This window comes from Planococcus sp. TJ-201 (assembly GCF_058268495.1).
In genome coordinates, this window is sequence record NZ_JBZDOG010000001.1 from 1096955 (window position 1) to 1119005 (window position 22051).

General features: G+C 45.1%; 22 protein-coding genes. 8 read left to right on the plus strand and 14 right to left on the minus strand.

Going from position 1 to position 22051, the window contains the following annotated elements; genetic code table 11:
• Positions 1-46: 46 nt before the first annotated feature.
• The gene (locus tag AC4EG4_RS05515; RefSeq protein WP_490987140.1) at positions 47-1228 is read right to left on the minus strand and encodes an alanyl-tRNA editing protein; all 1182 of its coding nucleotides are present in this window, start codon (positions 1226-1228) and stop codon (positions 47-49) included.
• 109 nt (positions 1229-1337) lie between these two features.
• Between AC4EG4_RS05515 and AC4EG4_RS05520 the strand changes: the two genes are divergently transcribed.
• Entirely contained in the window at positions 1338-2249 is a 912-nt protein-coding gene (locus tag AC4EG4_RS05520; RefSeq protein ID WP_490977301.1) for a diacylglycerol/lipid kinase family protein, read from the plus strand.
• 57 nt (positions 2250-2306) lie between these two features.
• On the opposite strand, the gene AC4EG4_RS05525 is transcribed toward AC4EG4_RS05520, so the two are convergent.
• Together AC4EG4_RS05525 and AC4EG4_RS05530 are read right to left on the minus strand one after the other, a co-directional pair.
• The gene (locus tag AC4EG4_RS05525; RefSeq protein WP_490987141.1) at positions 2307-3473 is read right to left on the minus strand and encodes a saccharopine dehydrogenase family protein; all 1167 of its coding nucleotides are present in this window, start codon (positions 3471-3473) and stop codon (positions 2307-2309) included.
• A 21-nt stretch (positions 3474-3494) separates the two neighbouring features.
• Positions 3495-4976 (minus strand): aldehyde dehydrogenase family protein, encoded by a 1482-nt coding sequence (locus tag AC4EG4_RS05530; RefSeq protein WP_490987142.1) that lies wholly within the window; start codon positions 4974-4976, stop codon positions 3495-3497.
• 318 nt (positions 4977-5294) lie between these two features.
• On the opposite strand from AC4EG4_RS05530, the gene AC4EG4_RS05535 reads away from it, so the two are divergent.
• Positions 5295-6158 (plus strand): MerR family transcriptional regulator, encoded by an 864-nt coding sequence (locus tag AC4EG4_RS05535; RefSeq protein WP_490987143.1) that lies wholly within the window; start codon positions 5295-5297, stop codon positions 6156-6158.
• Between the two features lie 167 nt (positions 6159-6325).
• Here the strand turns inward: AC4EG4_RS05535 and trhO are convergent, their stop codons facing one another.
• The 4 genes from trhO to AC4EG4_RS05555 form a co-directional block, all read right to left on the minus strand.
• Entirely contained in the window at positions 6326-7291 is a 966-nt protein-coding gene (gene trhO / locus AC4EG4_RS05540; RefSeq protein ID WP_490987144.1) for an oxygen-dependent tRNA uridine(34) hydroxylase TrhO, read from the minus strand.
• Positions 7292-7433: 142 nt separating this feature from the next.
• On the minus strand, positions 7434-8384 hold the full coding sequence (locus AC4EG4_RS05545) for a 2-hydroxyacid dehydrogenase (protein WP_490987145.1): 951 nt from the start codon (positions 8382-8384) through the stop codon (positions 7434-7436).
• 75 nt (positions 8385-8459) lie between these two features.
• On the minus strand, positions 8460-9071 hold the full coding sequence (locus tag AC4EG4_RS05550) for a DedA family protein (protein WP_490987146.1): 612 nt from the start codon (positions 9069-9071) through the stop codon (positions 8460-8462).
• 14 nt (positions 9072-9085) lie between these two features.
• Positions 9086-10174 (minus strand): metallophosphoesterase, encoded by a 1089-nt coding sequence (locus AC4EG4_RS05555; RefSeq protein WP_490987147.1) that lies wholly within the window; start codon positions 10172-10174, stop codon positions 9086-9088.
• Between the two features lie 252 nt (positions 10175-10426).
• On the opposite strand from AC4EG4_RS05555, the gene AC4EG4_RS05560 reads away from it, so the two are divergent.
• The 5 genes from AC4EG4_RS05560 (at position 10427) to AC4EG4_RS05580 (ending at position 13841) form a co-directional block, all read left to right on the plus strand.
• Positions 10427-10774 carry a lmo0954 family membrane protein gene (locus AC4EG4_RS05560; protein ID WP_490987148.1) on the plus strand — a complete coding sequence of 116 codons (348 nt, stop codon included), beginning with the start codon at positions 10427-10429 and terminating at the stop codon, positions 10772-10774.
• A 13-nt stretch (positions 10775-10787) separates the two neighbouring features.
• Complete coding sequence (locus AC4EG4_RS05565) at positions 10788-11426, plus strand: PspA/IM30 family protein (protein ID WP_490987149.1); 639 nt, start codon at positions 10788-10790, stop codon at positions 11424-11426.
• Between the two features lie 63 nt (positions 11427-11489).
• Positions 11490-12188 carry a cell wall-active antibiotics response protein LiaF gene (gene liaF, locus AC4EG4_RS05570; RefSeq protein WP_490987150.1) on the plus strand — a complete coding sequence of 233 codons (699 nt, stop codon included), beginning with the start codon at positions 11490-11492 and terminating at the stop codon, positions 12186-12188.
• Positions 12185-13231 (plus strand): sensor histidine kinase, encoded by a 1047-nt coding sequence (locus tag AC4EG4_RS05575; RefSeq protein WP_490977290.1) that lies wholly within the window; start codon positions 12185-12187, stop codon positions 13229-13231. Before liaF ends, AC4EG4_RS05575 begins: the two co-directional genes overlap by 4 nt.
• The gene (locus AC4EG4_RS05580) at positions 13206-13841 is read left to right on the plus strand and encodes a response regulator (RefSeq protein WP_490987151.1); all 636 of its coding nucleotides are present in this window, start codon (positions 13206-13208) and stop codon (positions 13839-13841) included. Before AC4EG4_RS05575 ends, AC4EG4_RS05580 begins: the two co-directional genes overlap by 26 nt.
• A gap of 44 nt (positions 13842-13885) precedes the next feature.
• Here AC4EG4_RS05580 and mbcS read toward each other — a convergent pair whose 3' ends face one another.
• From mbcS to AC4EG4_RS05610, 6 genes are all read right to left on the minus strand, one after another.
• On the minus strand, positions 13886-15463 hold the full coding sequence (mbcS, locus tag AC4EG4_RS05585) for an acyl-CoA synthetase MbcS (protein ID WP_490987152.1): 1578 nt from the start codon (positions 15461-15463) through the stop codon (positions 13886-13888).
• A 26-nt stretch (positions 15464-15489) separates the two neighbouring features.
• Positions 15490-16035, minus strand: a complete 546-nt coding sequence (locus tag AC4EG4_RS05590; protein ID WP_490987153.1) for a hypothetical protein — start codon at positions 16033-16035, stop codon at positions 15490-15492.
• A 24-nt stretch (positions 16036-16059) separates the two neighbouring features.
• Positions 16060-17709, minus strand: a complete 1650-nt coding sequence (locus AC4EG4_RS05595; RefSeq protein WP_490977286.1) for a solute symporter family protein — start codon at positions 17707-17709, stop codon at positions 16060-16062.
• A gap of 3 nt (positions 17710-17712) precedes the next feature.
• Positions 17713-17982, minus strand: a complete 270-nt coding sequence (locus AC4EG4_RS05600) for a hypothetical protein (RefSeq protein WP_490977285.1) — start codon at positions 17980-17982, stop codon at positions 17713-17715.
• Positions 17983-18387: 405 nt separating this feature from the next.
• Positions 18388-19650: a mechanosensitive ion channel gene (locus AC4EG4_RS05605; RefSeq protein ID WP_490977284.1), complete on the minus strand. Its 1263-nt coding sequence runs from the start codon at positions 19648-19650 to the stop codon at positions 18388-18390.
• 120 nt (positions 19651-19770) lie between these two features.
• Positions 19771-20649, minus strand: a complete 879-nt coding sequence (locus AC4EG4_RS05610) for a DMT family transporter (RefSeq protein WP_490987154.1) — start codon at positions 20647-20649, stop codon at positions 19771-19773.
• Between the two features lie 90 nt (positions 20650-20739).
• Here AC4EG4_RS05610 and AC4EG4_RS05615 point away from each other — a divergent pair, with 90 nt between their 5' ends.
• Positions 20740-20970 (plus strand): helix-turn-helix domain-containing protein, encoded by a 231-nt coding sequence (locus AC4EG4_RS05615; RefSeq protein WP_490987155.1) that lies wholly within the window; start codon positions 20740-20742, stop codon positions 20968-20970.
• 58 nt (positions 20971-21028) lie between these two features.
• Here the strand turns inward: AC4EG4_RS05615 and metX are convergent, their stop codons facing one another.
• On the minus strand, positions 21029-22042 hold the full coding sequence (gene metX / locus AC4EG4_RS05620) for a homoserine O-acetyltransferase MetX (protein ID WP_490987156.1): 1014 nt from the start codon (positions 22040-22042) through the stop codon (positions 21029-21031).
• Between the last annotated feature and the right edge of the window lie 9 nt (positions 22043-22051).

Consider the following 22051-nt stretch of genomic DNA (forward strand, 5'->3'; position numbering starts at 1 on the left):
TATCTCTTTTCCCATTAGACAGAGAATCACCCGAAAAGTTTCACCATCACTGAAAACTTTTTAAAGCTTCCCGAAAAACACTTTGGAATGTTTCTGGAGCTTTATCTGTTTTTCCGCCTCCTTGAGCAAACTGTGCATTTCCTCCACCTTTGCCTTCAGTCAATGCCAGCAGCCCTTTCAGCACCTCCCGCATATCGCCGCTTGCCTGCTCTCCTTTTGCGCACACAAGCCGTATGTCTCCTTTTGACACATTAATGAATAGCAGTGTCGCCGCGGTATGTTGACCAATCACCAGCCGGGCAAGCTGCTGCAGCTCTTTGATTGGTCTTCCTTCGTAAACTCGTTCTATGGTGCCATTTGCGGGAAGGATCGTTTCTGCTTCAAAAGTTAACACTTGTTCCTGGAGCTGTTTAATCGTTTTATCCGCTGTGGCTTTTTCAGCCAACAAGTCTTTAGCAGCTCTCGGCAATTCTGCCACTGGCGCATTTAATTGGGCCACCAAGTTATCGGTTGTTTCCATTAAAAAGTTAAAGTATTCTATCGCCCGTGTGCCGCATAAAAAATAAACCCGCAAGCCGCCTTTTGCTTTTTCTGTAGAAATGATTTTCAATATGCCGATATCTGCTGTATTCTTTGGGTGAGTGCCTCCACAGGCATTCACATCGATGCCTTCGATTTCCACTAAGCGAATATTGCCTTTGACTGCCGGTGGTTTTCTCAGTTTAAGAAATTCAACTTCCGTATCAGCAACCCAGCGAGTCGAAATAGGCAAGCGTTGGCTGATCAGCTGATTGGCTGTCTTTTCCACATCTTTCAGCTGTTCTTTTGTGGCCATATCCAAATCCAAATCGATGGATACCCGTTCATGTCCCAGATGAAAACTTTGGGTCTTAAATCCATACATATCTTCCAATAAAGCACTCAATAGATGCTGACCCGCATGCTGCTGCATGTGATCCCATCTTTTTTGCCAATCCACTTGGGCAAAAAAGCTTTCTTGCGGCAGCTCGATGTTGGTGTAATGGCGAATCTCGCCATCTACTGTCTGCACGTCCATTACCTTGGCAGGCCCAATTTCTCCCGTATCTGCAGGCTGTCCGCCTCCTTCAGGATAAAAACAGGTTTGGTCTAAAATCGCATAGAATCCCTTGTCATCTGTTTCACTGCTTGTTACTTGCACAGATGCTTCCGAAATCTCAGAATCCTGATAATACAGTTTTATTGTCATGTCGACACCTCATTTTTAATAGTCCAGTTGATTTTACTGAACCTGATTGTTTGTAAAATCATTAAAAGTGGAATTATAGAAATAAATAGAAGTACAGGAGGCCATACAAATGCCTAAATTTAATCGTTCCGTATTATTGTATAACGGCAATGCAGGAGCGTCTACGATAGACGCTGTGTTAAAGAATGCTGTACCACATTTGGCTGAAGCATCTAAATCACTCGAACTGATTCAAACCGCTTCACCCGAAGAATTTGAGAATGTCTGTCAGACCGCTGCTGCATATGCGGATATTTTGTTTATTGCGGGAGGCGATGGCACTGTCCATTCTGCAGTGCGTGCCCTATCCAGTTTGCCTGACGCTCCTCCAATCGCGATTATTCCAAGTGGTACCTGCAACGATTTTGCACGCACATTGAATATTCCATTGGACTTGGATTTGGCATCTTCCGAACTCGTCAATGGAGAAATCAAAGAAATCGATACGGGAAGAATTAACGGCGGCTCGTTTCTTAACTTTGCGGGAATCGGCTTAATTACCGATGCCTCGTCGAATATCGATCCGCATCTAAAAGATCGATATGGGAAACTCAGTTACTTTATGAGCGCGCTTCAATCCATGCGGCAGGCGACTCCATTCCCGGTCTATTTGAAAATCGATGGCATTAGCTATTCCGAAGAAGGGGTATTGGTGCTTGTGATGAACGGCAAGTCAATCGGTACTCATAACTTCCCGCTGGCAACCATAGATCCCACAGACGGCCTGTTAGATTTATTTATCATTCAAACGTCTTCAATCGCTGCATTGCGTGAATGGTTTTCGCTTTCCCAGCCCGAGGTCGCAACAGAAGAACTGGACCACATTACGCATTATCAAGGCCGATCCATCACCATTCAAACAGATGAAGAGCTGGATGTCGATACTGATGGTGAAATTTACTTGAAAACTCCCTTGGATATCGAAATTGAACCGCGCAGATTGAAAATGCTCGTTCCGAAAAAAGTGGAAGAATTGATTTAACAGCAAAAAGGATGGTTCCTGTTGGAGCCATCCTTTTTGCTTTAGATAGACAGTGCTCTAGTTTTGCAAAGCAGACCGGTGGATGGTTTCTGTAATATCAACACCGCGTTTGGCCATCTCTGTAATGTACTCGTCTCCAGGAACGATCATTTCCGGAGGATAAACTCCGCGCTTGTCGATGATTCCTTGGCCGATCATCTGCGCCACAACGGAAATGGTATACGCCGTTGCACGTGCCATCGCAGTGACACCGGTTGCGGGATCTTTAACGGTTACCATATTGTATTCGTAACCAACGTCCTCTCCTGCTTTTACACCCGATACCAGCACCCGTAAAACGACGGCATCTTGTTTGTCTCTCAATGCTGTTATCGGTTCGAGCACCGCTTTCAGAACAGAGCGGAGCTTGACTGTTTGCCCATCCACTTCGACTGTCTTTGTCCGATCCGTAAAGCCTAGATCTACCAGCAGTTTAAACTTTTCGGCATGTCCTTTGTAGCGCAAGGTTTTGTACTCTAATGAATTTACATCGCTGAAAGTATCTGTCAAAGTCGATGTTCCACCCGCAGTGTGAAAAGCCTCCAGCTCACCAAAACCGTCAAATTGCACATGTTCGATTTCGGATAGAGACTCAACTTCCAGCAGCTTGCCGTCGCGAATCACGTGTGATGTATCGGTATAATGATCAAATACACCTTCCAGTGAAAAAACATGGTTGTACTCTAAGGGAGGTTCAGGATGAACGGGAATGCCTCCGACAAATAAGCGAATAGCTGAAACTTGGTCGAGTTTGCTGGCACCATACCCTGCCAGGATATTAATCATCCCCGGTGCCACCCCCAAGTCAGGTATCAGTGTCACACCTTTTTGCTGCGCTCGTTCATGCATGTCCAGCACCGCTCCCGTCGCTCCCCCAATATGTCCACCTAAATCCACGGTATGGACACCACACTCAAGCGCAATAGCCGCTACTTTTTCGTTGAACGTATAGAACAGGGCGTTGATGACAATGTTTCCTTTTGAAATGACAGCTGCCAATGTAGCATCATTGCTGGCATCCAGCTCCAGCACTTCCAGCTTGTTGCTGCCGAGCTGCTCCTTAAATAGCTGAGTTGAAATGATATTCCGGTCCGCTAAAAAGACCTGCTCAACGTCTTCATTTCCAACCAGGTCGCGGGCCGCTTGCTTGCCCATCAATCCAGCTCCTAATACGACGATTTTCATCTTCTGCATCCCCTTTCGCCATTAAGTTGCAGTATCGATTTGAGCACGCTGCAGCTTCCCGCTGAAGTCGACGTAAACGCTTTTCCATTCTGTAAAGACATCCAGTGCCGCGACGCCCGAATCACGATGCCCATTGCCCGTGCCTTTTGTTCCACCGAATGGCAAATGAATTTCAGCGCCGGTCGTCCCAGCATTTATATAAACGATTCCAGTATCCAAATCACGCTGAGCTTTGAATGCCCGATTGATGTCAGCTGTATAAATCGAACTGGACAAACCATACATCACACCATTGTTTATCTCAATTGCGTTTTCAAAACTTGTTGCTTCAATAATGGATACGACCGGTCCAAAAATTTCTTCCTGTGCAATGCGCATATCCGGCAATACATCCGTAAACAATGTCGGAGCGTAGTAGTTCCCTAAATCATAGATGCCCCCTGTTAGAATTTCGCCGCCAACCAGAAGCTTAGCACCCTCCTGTTGGCCAATTTCGATATATGAATGAATTTTGTTAAGAGCTTTCCGGTTGATGACCGGGCCTACTTTAATTGACTCATCCATTCCGTCTCCAACGGTTAATGCTTCCATCTTTACCAGCAGGCGTTTTTGCAGCTCCTGCTTAATATCGGCATGCGCAATTATCCGGCTGCAGGCAGTACAGCGCTGGCCAGCAGTTCCAAAAGCACTCCAAAGAATTCCTTCAACAGCCAAATCCAAATCAGCATCTTCCATAACAATTACAGCATTTTTGCCGCCCATTTCAAGTGACACTTTTTTCAAGTTGCGGCCGCCTGCCTCTGCAACTTTGCGGCCTGTTTCAGTGGAGCCGGTAAACGAAATGACCCGGACACCTGGATGCTCAATCAAAGCCGTTCCCACTCGAGAACCAGCGCCGAAAACAATATTGGCTACGCCATCTGGAAGACCCGCTTCTTTAAATATTTTTGCCATTTCATAAGCCATCATTGGTGTTTCAGTTGCAGGTTTCCAAATAAAGGTGTTGCCTGCCACGATGGCCGGAAACGACTTCCACGTCGCAATGGCTACCGGGAAGTTCCAAGGCGTAATCAGTCCCACCACACCGATTGGCGAACGGACGCTCATGGCAAACTTGTCCGCCAGTTCCGATGGTGTCGTTTCACCGAATAAACGCCTTCCTTCCCCCGCCATGTAGTAAGCCATATCGATGCCTTCCTGAACTTCACCGCGTCCTTCTTCGATGACCTTCCCCATTTCTTTCGTCAGTACTTGAGCCAAATGTTCTTTTCGCTCTTTCATCAAGCGCCCAACTTCATATAAATAGTCTGCACGCTTTGGTGCTGGTACTTTTGCCCAATTTTTTTGTGCTTTTTGTGCCGCTTCTACGGCCTGATCAACTTCCTTTTCGGTGGACATCTGAACCTGCGCCAATTCTTCTCCGTTTGCAGGATTCAAAACCGGTTTGAACTCTGCTTGTTCATTTAATTGCCATTGTCCATTTACAAAGTTGGTCAGCTTCATGGTTTCCGCCCCTTTCTTCCGCCAAATTTTTAATGCTTTTATCCCTATTATTCCATAGTTGAACCGGAAAATCCTATTTGTTTTCTGAATGTTCCGTTTTATTTATTAATAAAAAATCTTATACACTATTGTCATTTGTAGATCCATCGGCTATAAGATCTTTACTAAGCTAACCTGTGTTTAAGCAAGCCTAAGTTGCTAAAGCGATGACAGAATCCTACACTCTTACGGATATAAGACAAAAACAATACATTTTAGCGTCTTTTTCCATAAACTATTGACACTGACGGTGCGTTATAGTGTATTTTAAAGAGAGAGGTGATTAGATTGTACAAAGTACAAGAAGTAGCAAAAATAGCGGGCGTCAGTGTACGGACTCTCCATCATTACGACAGCATCGGTTTATTGAAACCGTCAAATATCGGAACCAATCGTTACCGCTATTACAATGGCAAAGATTTAAAGTTGCTCCAGCAGATTTTATTCCTGAAAGAATTGGACTTTTCGTTAAAAAAGATACAGGAACTTGTGGCCGATGGCTTTGATCAAGAGTATGCGTTGTCTCAACATGTCGAGTTGTTGGAACAGAAAAAACAACGTATTGAAAACCTGATACAGAATGCAGAAAACACGCAGCGGGAACTTCGGGGCTTACAGAGCGTGACCGATGCAGAGCGCTTTTCTGCGTTTACTAGCAGCAAATCTGAAGATTTGATTGAGAGATACCATAAGACCGACAGCAGTTCAGCGATGCTTGGCCAGGCAGAAGTTTCGCAGGCTGCGCATATTTTCGGCGACGATTCAGCTGTTGCGGTTGCCGTAGCTCCTGTAGAAACTGCTGTAGCTGAAGAACCGGCTGCAGCTATCAGCGAGCCGGCCAAACCGGAAAAAGAAGAAGAAGATTTGGATGAAATCAACCGCGAGGGAGACCGTATTTACAACACAGTCGCCAGTTTGATGCATTTGCCTCCACAGACAGCCGCCGTCCAACAAGAGATGAAAGCTTACTATACTCTGTTGAATCGGTTCTATGACTGTTCGCCGAAGATGTTCCGCGGACTCGGCGACTTATATGCATCAGACAGTCGTTTCGCTGCTAATATCGATCAGCATGGCCAAGGTTTGGCTAAATACTTGAAAGACGCAATGCATGTCTACGCTGACGGGTTACAAGATGCCTGAACTCATCGGACCGTGCAGCAATTGCGGAAAAGACGTCTATTGCCGGGATGGTTTTCTTGACGGAGTTTATGTAGACGGGGAACTGGTGTGTTTTGACTGCCAGGAAGAAGTCGAAAAATAAGTGAACGCAAAAAAAGCTGCCGAATTTATCGGCAGCTTTTTTTCATTTATTGAACTCCAGTTGTTTCTTTCAACGCATCCAAACGCGCCTGGACTTGTTCTCCGGTTAGGCCGTGCTCAAAAGCATAGCGGTTGCGGGGGTGTTCACGGCATTCATCTGAACATGAACGCATGTATTTGTGCTCGTTTTCTTCAGTAGCCAAAATTTTCGCATTGCATTCAGGGTTTGCGCAGTTCACGTAGCGTTCGCAAGGTTCACCTGTAAAGTGGTCTTTGCCGACGACGGTGTGTTCCAATTGGTTCACTGGCACAGCAATACGCTCATCAAATACGTACAGTTGGCCGTCCCATAAATCGCCTTTTACTTCAGGGTCTTTACCGTAGCTTACAATGCCGCCGTGTAATTGGGCAACGTCCTCGAAGCCTTCTTTTTTCAGCCAGCCCGAGAATTTTTCACAGCGGATGCCGCCTGTGCAATACGTCAAAATTTTCTTGCCTTCAAATTGTTCTTTATTGTCACGGATCCATTCCGGCAAGTCGCGGAAGTTTTCGATATCTGGACGAACCGAATTGCGGAAATGGCCAAGGTCGTATTCATAATCGTTGCGTGCATCCAAGACGATGGTGTCCTGTTCCTGCATTTGTTTATAGAATTCTACCGGCTCCAGGTAAGTGCCTGTCAATTCATTCGGATTGATGTCTTCTTCCAGCCCAAGGTGAACGATTTCTTTTTTTGCGCGGACGTGCATCTTTTTGAACGCATGGCCTTCTGCAGCGTCGATTTTGAAAACGATGTCTGAGAAGCGCGGGTCGTTTTTCACCAATTCCATATAAGCTTCTGTCTGTTCGATGGTTCCAGAACACGTTCCATTGATGCCTTCTTCGGAAACAAGGATGCGTCCTTTCAGTTCAAGCTCTTTGCATGCTGCCAAATGGTCAGCTGCAAAAACTTCTGGATCTTCGATTGGTGTGTATAGGTAGTAAAGTAAAACATTGTGTGTATGATTTTGCATGAATCATACCTCCTAATTCTCTATTTGTTTCTGCACCAGAAAAGGCAGCAAAAACCTCAATCATTTTACAATAAATAACGGCAAACTACAACTTTTGCTTTCACAAAAGACAGCTGCTTGCGCAGCTGCCTTCCTGTTTTTCTCAGCAAACTCGATTTTTAACCGACTTGTTCTCTAAACAAGCTTGAATTGCTTCAGCATTCAATGCCATCATCTCTAAGCGTGTTTGGATTGTCGCACTGCCAATATGCGGCAACACCGTCACATTCGACAGCGTCAGCAGCGGATGGTCAAGCGGAACCGGTTCTTGTTCAAAAACATCCAAGCCGGCTCCCCAGATTTTTTTGTCTTTCAATGCTTCATATAAAGCACTCTCGTCTACAATGCCGCCCCTTGCCACATTGATCAGGCAAGCCGTTTCTTTCATCAATGCCAATTCGTCGGCTCCGATCATCCCTTTGGTTTCCGGCGTCAACGGTGTCAAGATCACCACATAATCCGAAATCTTCAATAATTCCTCGAATCCAGCATAGCGTACATCTTCCAAGCTTCTCCGGGTGCGGTTGTGATACAGCACATCCATGCCAAACCCTTGCGCACGGCGAGCTACTGCTTCCCCGATTCGACCCATGCCGATGATACCGAGTGTCGCACCTCCGACATTTTGCCCGGTCATGCCCATCGGCGTCCAAGATTTCCATTCTCCCGAACGGACCGTTTTCTCCGCTTCAATGATTCGGCGAGCTGTCGCCAACAATAAAGCAAAGGTCAAGTCTGCCGTGGATTCAGTCAAGACGTCAGGCGTATTGGTTACCATTACGTGATGTTTACGGGCTGCTTCCAAATCGACATTGTTGTGGCCCACCGCAAGATTCGTGACAATTTTCAAATTGGGTGCAGCTTCAAATACTTCACTATCAATCTGATCGGATAACATGGTCCAAAGTGCATGCGCTTCTTTTGCTTCTTCCAGCAATTTTTCACGCGGTGCGGGAGTATTTTCTTCCGGCCACATCCGGACTTCGTATTGTTCTTGCAGTCCAGCGACTGCCTGATCCGGCAGTTTTTGTGTAATAAATACAATCGGCTTCATAAAAATCCTCCATCCTTTATTATTCCATAATTATAACAACTTAAAAAACTGCCGGCAATTGCCAGCAGTTTCCTGTTAGTTGCGCACTCTTATTTTTTTCACGTAATACCAGACTGCCGCTATTGCCCCTAAAGCAATTAAGCCATAAACAACATTTGAGTAAAGCGCCAATTGGTGCATGATCTGCTCTCTATTATCCCCCACCGCTTCACCGACAAACACTAATACGGTATTCCACAGCAGCGTGCCGAGCGTGGTAAAGCTAATGAACAACCAAAACTTCATGTTCGACATGCCCGCAGGAATAGAAATCAAGCTGCGTACCAAAGGAATCAACCGGCCAAAAAATACCGTCCAAACACCAAAGCGGTCAAACCAGGCATCCGCTTTATGAATATCCGCCTTTTTTACCCGCAGCCAGCTGCCGTATTTATCAATAATTTTCTCCAAGCGTTCAACATCCAGCTGCAAGCCGACTCCGTACAAAATCACCGCTCCAACAACTGAACCGGCGGTAGATGCCAAGATCACTCCCGGTATGGTCATTGTGGTCGTTGTCGTCATAAATCCGCCAACCGTCAAAATGACTTCTGAAGGAATCGGCGGAAATACATTTTCCAGCATGATGAGCAGGAATATGCCGAAATAGCCATACTCCGACATCACCGAAACAATCCAATCTTCCATGTAAACTCTCCTTTTTAAGAAGTCGGCCGGAAATTCATAGTTACTGACCATAATTCAGAACGGCTTCCAATGCGCAGCGGCGGTCCCCAAAAACCAAAACCTGAAGACACAACAAAATGTGTTTTCTTGATCAACCGATAGCCGTAATCCAACTCAAATATTCGTTTGGTCAATAAATGATTAGGCCACATCTGCCCTTTATGAGTATGGCCAGACATATGAAAGTCCGCGCCCAATTCTGCAGGCGTTTTTAAATCAGATGGCGTGTGGTCCATCACAATCCAAGGCAACCTGCCTTTTTCCGGCTTTAAATCCAGAAGCGATTGCCGGTTGCCATTGGTCCGGTCTTCGCGTCCTGACAAATAAAAACGATTTCCCACCAGAATAGTTTCATCTCTTAAAATCTTTACACCTGATTTTTCCATCACCCGAACCAGCAAGGAAATTTTCTTTCCGTAATATTCATGATTGCCTAAAACGCCGTATACGCCTAAGTTAGGCTTCAGCTGCTCCATAACCTCGCCCATGCCATAGCGTGCATACCAAATCGGATCATCATCAACTAGATCTCCCGCTAGAAAAACAATATCCGGATCCAGTGCATTGGTCTTTTCCACAAAACGCTTTAAATGGCTTTTGCCTGATAAAACACCTAAGTGAAAATCCGAACCGATGACCATATGAAGCGGCTCTGCCTCTTCCGCATCGACGGTCACTTCCAACGTGCGGACCACCGGGCTGTAAGCCAAATAAGTGCCCACAAGAAACAGCACCAACAAAATAGCGGCCGCCGCACAACCAATCAGGAACAGGTCATCCTGAAAATCTACAACCAGCACCATGATATTTGCCACGGGAATCAACAAAATTGCATACTGCAAAAAAGCAAACCAGTACGACCCGAGAATCGTAAAGCCAAGCCATTTATGGCCAATGCGACCGATAACATAGCTATAAGCGATAATTAACCAAAAAGCCGTAAAGAACCATGGATGGATAATGTCTGAAAAACTGTTTATCCAGGCGTACACTGCCCATCCAAGATACGCAATAAGCGCGGTATAAATAAATAATGCGCTGCCGATGCCTGCAACTATTTTCATAAAAAAACGCCTCTTTCTTCTTTAAGATGGACCATATATGAAAGATTTCTTATTTTCAATGTGGTAAAAAATATTATAGCATTCCAGCTGCCGATCTCCTGCAACGGAACTCCTGAGAATCTTTAGTTCTTACTTGGATGGCTGTAGATGCTTCTACGCCTCAGGACCTAGTGAAAGATGCAGTCAGAGACCGTATTGGAAAATGCGACTGCTTAGTATGATTAGGTTAGAAATTGAGAGGAGGAAAACAAGATGAACAAATTTTGGTTGGTTACACTCGGCATCATTGCCGGAATCATCGCCCTTTCCAATCTGGGACCCATCATTGGATTGGCCGTATCCTTGCTAATCGTATACGCAGGGGTACATTACTACTTAAGAAGCACCTCGACCTTGGCCAAAGTATGGTGGGCATTTGTCGCCATCGTCGGTGTCATCTCAGCTATCTCGAACGTACCGGCTTTGATTGGCGTCGCTGCTCTTGTTGCTTTGTGGATGATTTACCGCCAATGGAACGGCCAAAGCGTATCGGTCACAGCTGTAAAGGAAAGTGATCCATTTACAAATTTTGAACAACAATGGAACAAACTAAACAAATAAGGAGGAAACAACAATGACTACTTTATGGGACCGTTTCAAATTTGCCGTCGCAACCGATTTGGATGCCGTCGTCGCAAAGAAAGAGGAAAAAAATCCACTCGCTTTGCTAAACCGCTACATTACAGAAGCTGAAAATCAGACAACAGCTACCGGAAAATGGGTAGAGCGCCAAGCCCAGCTAAATGGTAAGCTGGAAAAAGAATTAGCGGAAGCATCCGCCATGTTCGACAAGCGCCAGGCGCAATTGGAACTGGCAGAAACTTCGGGTGAACGCGACCTGGCTGACTTTGCTTCTATGGAAGTTCAAGCTTATGCAGCACGCGTTGCCATGCTGCAGAATAACTTAGATGAAAACATTGCTGAACTGACTGGACTGGAACACCGCTACGAAGAAATGAAGCACAAAGTGAAAGACATGAAAGTAAAGCAGCTCCAATTGATGGGCAAGGAAAATGCAACGCGTGCCCATCACCAGATGGATAAAGTATTGAGCCCGGAACTTGTTGCGGAACGCATTGGCTCATTCGATGACATGGCTTCTTATATCACCACACTTGGTGCGAAAGTCGAAGAACGCCATGAGCGCTCAGCAATGGAACGCCGATTGGAAACATTAGAAAAAAATAGCGCAAACCAAAAGGAAATTGTTTAAACTGAAATGAGAGGAAGTTTTCTTCTTCTCATTTTTTCTGATACAAAGAAGGAGGCAAAAGCCATGCAGCATTTTTCAACAAACAGACAGGCGTTTTTCCTGCTCAGCGCTTTATTACTCATATTCGTGGAAGCTGCCTTTTTAGGAAACGGCAGCGTGTTTTTGATCCTTCTTGGTATCGGAACGATTTACTATGCTCTGAGAAATAAAGTAAAGTACCGTCGCTCTTATTTTTGGATAGGCACGTTTCTTATCGGTGTTTCCATTTTATCCATGTGGAGTCTAAGATTGATGGTTTTCGGCCTGGCCATTTATCTGTTGATTCGTTTATGGAAAGGCGAAGAATGGCTGCAGACAGCGCCTTTATACGGCTCGACAGATAGGGGATTGATTCAAAACAAAGTCATGGCCGCACAAAGCACTCCCATCGAGTCTTACGAGTGGAAAGACATTCATGTACAAGGATTTATCGGAGATATTCTCGTAGATACGACCCATACGGTTTTGCCAAAAAAGACTTCGCTCATTTCCATTCGTCAAGGTTTTGGAAAAGTTCAAGTGGTGGTCCCGTATGAGGTTCCTGTGCGTGTCTACTATTCGACGCTGCTGGGAGAAGCCCGGTTTTTCAATGGAGACAACCAGCGCATTTTGAGTGGCACGATCCACGTGGAAGATGGCTACCCGACAGATGAAGGCAGCAAAGTCGAACTCGTCGTTTCTGTAACTACATGGATGGGAGATGTCGAGGTGATTCGCAGATGAGACAGATCTTGCCGCGCAGCCTGTTTTTCATTTCTCTTTTTGCATTGATCATCTTCAGCATTCTTTTTGCACTGCTTGGTTTGCCGGCCGTTAACAGCTGGTCTGTTTTATGGGATGATTTTATTGGCGGATTGCCTTTGGGCATTTGGCTGCTTGTTCTGATGCTCGCACTGTCCGTCGGCATCTCCTGGTGGACCGAATCCCTCTCTCGCTCCAAAGTGCAGGAAATCGAAAAAATCTTTCAGGCTCTTCTGCGCAATGAAGACAAGACAGTTGTACAAGCTGCCCAAATGAAAACCTTGCCGGGCAATTTATCAAATTCCATTCTCAAACTGCAAAAGCTGTTGGAAACGCAGCGCAAAAGCTTGACCCGCATTGCCAATGAGCGGGCAGAAACGCAGGATCAAATCATCCAGGAACGGCTGATTATGGAACGGCAGCGTTTGGCCAGAGAGCTTCATGACTCTGTCTCCCAGCAGCTGTTCGCCGCTTCGATGCTGCTGTCTTCGATGACCGAACATGAGGATGTGCAGCCCGGATTGTTACAGACTGAGAAAATGGTCCAACAGGCACAGCTGGAAATGCGGGCGCTGCTGCTGCATTTGCGCCCCGCAGCTCTGCATGACAAGAGCCTTCGACAAGGATTGTTTGAACTGGTCAGTGAACTGAAGGAAAAAGTCTATTTTACGATTGAGCATAAATTGGAGGAAGTCTCGTTGCAAAAAGGGGCGGAAGACCATCTGTTCCGCATTGCACAAGAAACCTTATCCAATACGCTGCGCCATTCCAAAGCGACCGAAGTCCATATCCTGTTTGTCGAACGCGATAATTTTGCCATCCTGCGTATTCAGGACAATGGCGTTGGATTTGAAAGCGAACAATCCAAGTCGACCTCCTACGGTCTGAAACATATTGAAGAACGCGCCATCGAAATCGGTGCGACCAGCAAAATTGTATCAGTCCCTTCTGAAGGAACGATTGTGGAAGTAAAAGTCCCGATTGAAAGGAAGAAAACCCATGATTCGAATCTTGTTAGTGGATGACCACGAGATGGTGCGCATTGGCGTCTCCGCCTATTTGCAGTCCCAAAAGGATATGGAAGTTGCCGGAGAAGCAGCTAATGGCCAGGAAGCTGTTGAAATGGCATTAGAGCTGCGGCCTGACTTGATTTTGATGGATATGGTCATGCCGGTCATGAATGGAGCGGAGGCCACAAAAGCCATCATCGACCAATGGCCGCAAGCAAAAATCATGATTGTCACCAGCTTCCTGGACGATGACAAAGTCTATCCGGCTCTTCAAGCGGGAGCCGTCAGTTACATATTGAAAACATCAAAAGCTTCACGGATTGCGGAATCCATTCGTCAAACCATGAATGGCACGCCGGTTCTTGAGCCGGAGGTCATGACCAAAATGATGAAACAGATGCGCCACGAGCGTGTCCTTCACGATGAATTGACCGAACGGGAAATGGAAATTCTCCTGTTGTTGGCTGCTGGATTGACCAATCAGGAAATTGCCGATCAATTATTCATCGCCTTGAAAACAGTCAAGACCCATGTCAGCAACATCCTGTCAAAACTGGAGGTTCACGACCGGACACAGGCAGTCATTTATGCCTTTCAGCACCGACTCATCTCACCACCTAAATAAATCCATAGAAAAGCCTGACAGTGTTTGCTGTCAGGCTTTTCCCGTTAGACATTCAGTTTTCGCAGTTCCACGCGGCGGATTTTGCCTGAAGCCGTCTTTGGCAGTTCGTCCAAAAATTCGATGACCCTTGGATACTTATACGGTGCAGTAATCTCCTTAACGTGATCCTGCAGCTGTTTGACCAACACTTCTGGATCCGGGTAATCATCTGGATTACGAAGCACCACATACGCTTTGACAATATTGCCGCGAATTTCATCAGGAGCGGCTACAACTGCGCATTCCTGGATGGCTGCATGTTTCATCAGCGCATCCTCAACTTCAAAAGGCCCTATCGTATACCCCGAACTGATGATGATGTCATCGCTGCGTCCTTCAAACCAAAAATAGCCGTCTTCATCGCGTTTTGCTTGGTCTCCCGTTAAATACCAATCGCCACGGAAAGCCGCTTTGGTCCGTTCCGAATCCCGGTAATATTCCCGAAACAGTGCCGGACAATCGCGGTGAACGGCAATATCCCCAACTTCTCCAACTGCTGTCGGTTGTCCTTCATCATTGATGATATCAACCGGATTGCCAGGTGTCGGTTTGCCCATCGATCCTGGCTTCACTTCCATCTCTTGAAGCGTTCCAACAAGCAAGGTGTTTTCTGTTTGGCCATAGCCGTCGCGAACGTTAATATCAAATGCTTGCTGGAATGCTTCAATCACCTGCCGATTTAAAGGTTCTCCGGCAGATACTGCTGACCTTAACGCTGGCAGTTTGTAAGAGTTGAGATTTTCCACTTTTGCCATGATTCGATATTCTGTCGGCGTGCAGCAAAGGACATTGATTTGTTCGTCTTTTAATAAATCCAAATATTTCAAAGCATCAAAAGGTCCGTTGTAAACAAAAGCCGTGGCTCCAAGTGTAATGGTCGAAAGAAACGGACTCCAAATCCATTTTTGCCAGCCAGGAGCAGCTGTTGCCCATACCACGTCACCGCTTTGGACACCCAGCCACTTTGTTGCGGCTGTTCTCACATGCGCATAACCCCAGCCATGAACGTGCACAACCCCTTTCGGATTGCCGGTAGTGCCAGACGTATAAGACAAGAAAGCCGTATCTTCACGATGGGTCGGTACAGCTTCAAAATTCGATGATTCTTTTTCTGCCAATTCTTCGAAAGATTGCCAGCCTTCTTCTGTTCCACCAACAATCAATTTATTGTTCAACGCAACTACTTCTTCATCGATTGAGTTGGTTTCCGCGGTGGTTTTATAATGCGCAACCACTCCTTTAGCGCTAGAATGGTGCATTCGGTAAATCAAATCTTTTTTCCGAAGCATTTCTGAGCAGGGGATTGCCACAATTCCAGCGCGCAAGCAAGCCAAATATGTAATGTATGCTTCTGGGATCCGAGGCAATATGATGAGCATACGATCCCCTTTTGTTATGCCCAGCTTCACTAAAGCCTGCGCGTATTGGTTCATTTTTCCAACAAGTTCTTTGTAAGAGAGATCTTCCCGGTTGCCTGCACTATCCAGCCACCGAATTGCTAAACGATCGCTTTCTTCTTTGTATTCCTCTAATTCAGAAGTGATATTATACTGCTCCGGAGCAATTAAATCTTCGAATTCCATAGCATAAGCCTCCAATCTATTTTTCTTTACGCTGGCGGAATGATCAAGTAGTAGACGCTTGCTAAAAAAACGAATGCTGCTAGAGCCCCCAAATAAGCTTTATGAGTCGAAAAGTTTTGAGTTGTTTTGATAATTTTAGCACAAACCAAGTACATCCATATAAGGCCAACTGCCAGCAGCACGTAAACCAGTAGATGGCCATTCCCCGCATTCGCCAAGTAGGGCGCGCCCAACAATCCTGGCAGCAGGGCAACCGGAACCGTTCGATTGATGTCACCCAACCGCCCCTTTCCACCAAGCCCTTTTGAACCTGCCCAAAGCAACAATGCCAAACCTACTTTTGTGATAACCGCCATTAACAGTCCGAAAAGGAGGAAAATTACTGGAACGATGAAGTTTTGCAGCATTGCAGAATCAAAACTTCTTATGTATGAGGCATTTGACGCGATTGAAATCGCGCCATAGCCTAATCCAACAAAGAACAACAGCACATTGCTTACAAACTGGGTTTTCGGCAATTCTAAAAATGATCGAAAAGACGAATCATTTAAAGCAACCATTTTTCCGACCATTTTACTCACCCCTTCTTTCATTCCTTACATCCCCCAAGGCATCAATGCCCATATCGCAACAGCAGCCGAAACCACTACTGTGACTGCAGCCCCTATTGTACTGTTATACCGATATGACTGAATATCTTTCCAACCATGGATACGTTCAATCAGCTCAATATCCGATTGCCTAGTCAGCTTGTTTTGAAGGCCTGGCATACGGTTTGTGATATAGGAAACAACAATTAAAAGAATGAAACTAATCGGCACAGCCAGCATTGCGCCTGATAAGCCCATTCCATCTGTTACTCCATGTCCCGTCAAAACGATGCTTGGGAAAACAAATGGCGAGACGATAATGTAAATCGCACCCCCAACAACAGAAGCAGCGATGGCACCATATTTATTGGCTTCTTTCCACCATACACCGACTATAATCAGCGGCGCGTTCGTGACCCCTGCTAATCCGAATGCCCAAAGAATACTAACGACTAGGAACGCGGGCGGTTCGATGGCCAATAGGATACTGACCAATCCGCCCGCAAAAATGGCAATAAAGCCAATTCGCAAACTCAGGCGTTCAGGAATATTCGGCTTTAACGTAGCAATGATATCTTGGGAAATCAAGGCACCGATTGCCAGCAAATTGCCGCTCAAGGTTGAAAGGCCTGCTGAAATCGCACCCGCGATAACAAGCGCAGTGACCCATTCCGGGTTATAGACCAGGTTCAAGATAATCGTCAGTTTATCAGCATCTCCCTCTGAAATGACCAGTCCTTGGGTAGCTGTTGCATAAACACCAACAAATCCCATGGCATAAGTTGCTGAGAACACCAACCCAAGAATGAACGCAAACCAAACCATCGCAGAACGCGCACTTTTCAAGTTAGATGCTGTATAGACACGCATCGCCAAATGCGGAAGCCCTAAAGCTCCGATTGTCAAAGCCGGAATAATGGAGAAATACCATTTCGGCGAGAATTGATAGTCGAAGAACGTCGGCAAAGATTCTAACATAGCCGGAACCATGTCCGAATAAAACAACGGTGGAAAATACCATCCGGTCGCTCCGACTGCTTTCATGATGGCACCCAACGGAAGAATGAACATTAAAGCGATAATGACCATTTGGATTGCAGCATTGTTGGTCGCTCCCGCCATTCCTCCGATTGTGATATAGCCGACAATGATAATTCCGAAAACAAAAAGTCCAGTTAAATAGGGAATGCCAAGTAAAGTTTCAAAAGTGATGGCAATTCCAATCATTTGTCCCAAAGCATACATAATGGATACTAAAATCATAAAGAGAGCAGCAATAATGGAGGCGGTCACACCGTACCGGTCACGGATAAAATGAGTAGGAGAGAAAGCTCCCATCCGGCGCAGGCTTGTGCCGTAAATAATGGTGATCAACGGGATTGCTAAAATCAGCTGGATCCATAGCATGATGAACGGTACTTGCAGCTGAAGAATCAGCGCCGTGATGCCCAGGAATGTCGCCAAACTCATATACGTTGCGGCCATCGCCAGCCCATTGGTGAAAGCTCCAACATTTCCGCCGCCTATGTAAAGATCCTTAGCTGAGGCACTTTTCCGATTGGACAGGAACCCAACGACGTAAAACAAGACAAACGTTGCGGCTACTACTGCTAGCCCAAGAATTGGGTTTGATAATTGCCAGTTTTGCGCTTCCATTAGCTACACATCCTTTGCTTCTTCGGAAACTCCGAGCGCTTCGTTTTCGCTGTCAATTTCATCGTCGATCCGGTTTCCAATTTTCCCTGCCACAATCGTTAAAAAGAATACTCCGAACCAGCCCATTAGGATTGGTACAATATACATGATTGGAAAACCAAAAAACATACCATCTACCGGAAAAATTGAGAAAATTAACCCTACATTTCCTACTAAAATAAAGGCGGCTGTCATCCAAATGGTAAACTGCACTTCTTTTTTGTATGCTTTCATCGAATCCCCCATTTCCACTAGGTTCTTATCCCTTTCCAACTGAGCGATCGCTCAGATTTACGCAAAACCTCCCCTCTTTTATCCTGCTATTGATAACTGTCTTGATTGTAACCGCTTGCATAAAAACAAGTCAACTGAATTTTTAAATTATTTAAATAACTATAACTATATAATTTAATTTTCTTTCAAATTAAATTTTATTAAAAAAAACGCCTATTTTTAAACCTAAAGATAAACTAAACTAAAAAAATTATCAGCATTAGTATTTTAAGAAATTTTTTATTCGCATAAAATTAGTTGAATTAATTTCCAACTCTCATCTTCTTCGGATAAACATGCATGAACGATCAACAACAAAAAATCCTCTTGAGCAAATGACAGCTCAAGAGGAATAGAATTATGCGTTTATAGATTCGGTTTATCGTTTTCTTTTTCCATTTTCTTTTCCAACTTCTCAAGCTGGCGCTTCGCAAATTCGCGGCCGCCCATACCGAAGGAAATGGCAAATGCCACAGCGAGTCCGGCAATAATGAACAGGAATGCCAAGTTCACAATATTAGTGGCAAAATTCAACTGATCCAAAGTCATAAATACAGCAATAATGATGATAACGTATTTTACGACAGATCCAAGGAAACGGTTGCCAGAAGACTGCTTGATGTAGTTTCCAAGCAAACTGCCGCCAATTAATCCAAGGCCTAAAATGATCAGTGAACTGATTAGAAGCGGCATGTAAGCAATGATGGCTGAACCAATGCCATTTAATACATCAAGCTGTAAAACGTTCATTGCTTCTACTGTAAAGAAGATGATAATAATGGTTTGTACTACCTTGCCAATGATGTTTGCAATATCAAAGCTTGGCGTTTTTGATTTATCCGGATTCAAGTACGTCGAGAAACGGTTGATGCCTGTCCCGTTCAATAAGCTGATCAATAGATCTCCAACAAATTTAGCAATCAAGACACCGACTAGTATCAAAATAATTGCCACAAAAATATTCGGAATCATGTTCAGCACTTGGTTGAGCATATTGACAATCGGCTCAGAAATAGAGCGGATATTCAATGTCTCGAGTGCAATCGTCAAGATCGGAATCAGAACGATGACGAAGACTACATTGGCCAGAACGTTCGCCAGCGTCGATTTGTCGCTTGCATCCATACGGGCAGTCCCAGTCGATGTTGCACCGGTCTTGCTGGTAACTTTGTTAAACCATTTATCAATATTGATCGCTGATAAAAGGCTAAACACTAAGTTTTTCACAAACTTCGCTACAAAGTAGCCAATGACGATAATTATGATGGCCATGAGAAGATTTGGCAGGAATGCCAATAGCTTATCCATCATGTTTGAAATCGGCTGTGCCACGTTGTCCATATTCAGCGTTTGCAAAACACTTGGAATAAATAAAATGAAGATCAGGTAATAAAGAATTTTCCCTATAGAATCCAATTTGCTGTCTGCATCTTCTTTTGTTTTTGCCATGTGCCCTCTGACCATTGCTTTATCAACGCCTGCTTTTTTTAATCCTTTCGTGAAAATCGCCCGTACAATCGTTGCTACAACCCATGCAATAAGTAATAATAGCAGTGCTCCCAATACGTTTGGAATGTAATCAATAATCGTATTGCCGACTCCTCTGAAAGAATTCCCTACATCATTCATACGCTCAACTCCTTATATAGTTTTTTAGATCTTATCTACTATCCCCATTCTTTACTTAAAATAAACTCTCGAAACCAAAAAACGGCTCAACTAGTGAGTTGCCCTGGCAAATCCAACTCTTCAAGAAGACAACTGCCCTTTCCTGCCCATAGTCAACACGACAATTCCGCATAGGAGCAGCATCACTCCAACCCAAGAAGGAACGCTCAACACTTCTCCTACGACCAGAACCCCTAAGACTGCCGCCGTCAGTGGTTCAGCTAACGATAAGGTTACGGCGGAAGAAGATGGAATCTGTTTTAATCCAAAAGAAAACAAAATATAGGACAGACTTGTCGCTCCAATCCCTAAATAGACGAGCAGCCATACGTTTCCTGACACTGTTGCGTAAGACAAATCAAAGAACAATAAAAATGGCAGCAGACAGCAGGCGCTCAGTGAAAAAATAACCGCAACAGCAGAAACTGGCTCCATTACCTTCAATACATTTTTACTGGCAAGGGCATAGATTGCAAAAGCCAACCCTGCACCAAGAGCCATGGCGATTCCCAATGGATCCACCAGCTGCTGCCCTTTATTGGCAAACAGCAAAACACATCCTGCCAATGCCAGCAGGGTGGCGATTGCCCAAATTCTGTCAGGCCTTTTCTTAAAGGCAAGCCATTCGATTATTCCCGTTAGTACAGGTGCACTGCCGATCGTGACAACCGTGCCGATCGCAATTCCCGTTAACTGGACCGAGGAAAAAAATAATGGTTGAAACAAGGCCATACTGATGGCAGAAAAAATGGCGGCGGGCCATGGAATCGAACGGATCGATAACGTTCTCGCTACCAGCACGAAGATCATTAAAGAAAAACCACCTATCGCTAAGCGAAATGCGCCAATCGACAACGGATGCGCTGTACCAACGAAAAAAGACTGGGCTGTTCCGGTCGTCCCCCATAAGACGGCAGCCAGCAACACCCATAAATAAGCTATGTAATTCAAAATCAACACCTCTGCCTTTCTGCATACTCTTCCATGCCGTTAATAAATTGAGATAGCTCCCCCCTTCTATTATAATAAAAGAAAAGAGGAGGGGATCCTATGTATATGACAGTCCAGGAAACTGCCGCCTTTTTGTCCATGCCTGAAGAGCAAGTTCAACGCTACGTATTGGAAGGCCGTATTCGAGCAGTCCATGATGGAGAACAGTACATGATCAATACCTCTCAGTTCGGTATGCATTTCCAACAGTTGGAAGAAGCAAAACAAGCGCTTGAAGAATGGCGTGCCATGCCCATCCCAGACGATGTGGATATTAAGGATGAAGATTGACTACAAAAAGCATCTGACGGGGAACCTTCCCGTTCAGATGCTTTTTTGTAAATCTCTCTCAGCGCGTAAGTTCAGGCACTAGAAGGCTTTTTAACTTGTTCTTTATAAACCCGCCCCATTTTTCAAACTCTACAAGAAACCCATCATGGCCAAATTCCGTTTCAACAATTTCCCAGCTTGCCACTTTTTGTTTTTCAAGCCATGGAATCATTAGTTCACTTGGATAAAGCAAATCATGAGTAAATGATAATGAAAACACTGGAATATCCAGAACAGCATCTTGGATGTCATGTGTATTCATTGCTTTCAACAGCAGCACATAACTATTGGCATCAAATCGGCCCGCCAGTTTCTTCCCTTGATAATTCAAGTAAGATTGAACATCGAATTCGTTGCCGTCATGGGTTCGTCCAAATCGCTGATTAAACATATTGCCGCTCCGATAAGTAACCATGCCTGCCATTCGTGCCACTTCAAAACCTTTTAAACGAGCAGAATCTTTATACTTTCCACCATTAAATTCACTGTCACTTTCTATTGCTAGTATGCCGATGTGATTAAAAGCAACACCGTAATCACTGTAATAGGGGGTTACGGCTAAAGGAAAAATCGCATCGATGAATTCAGGGTAAGATCTTCCCCATTCCAAGGTCTTCATTCCACCTAACGAACCGCCAATCACACCGGCGAGATGGTTGATGCCAAGCTTTTTAAGTGCACAGTATTCAGCGCGTACCATGTCACGTATGGTCAGGGTTGGAAACGCAGCATGGTAGGGATTTCCCGTTGCCGGATCTGTCGATAAAGGACCCGTTGATCCGTGGCATCCTCCAAGAACATTAAAGGTAATCACTTGAAAAATAGTCGTATCCACCGGCTTGCCTGGTCCAATCAACCCAGCCCACCACCCTGGATTGCCCTCTGTGCCAATTGCATATTGGTCGCCTGTCAATGCATGGCAGACTAGGACAACCGGAGATTCCCGGTCTCCGAGACGTTCATATGCAAGTTCTACATCGTTTAAAACCTCCGTTGAATCCAGGGTTAACGAGCCGATGGAGACTGTTTTCATGAAAATCCC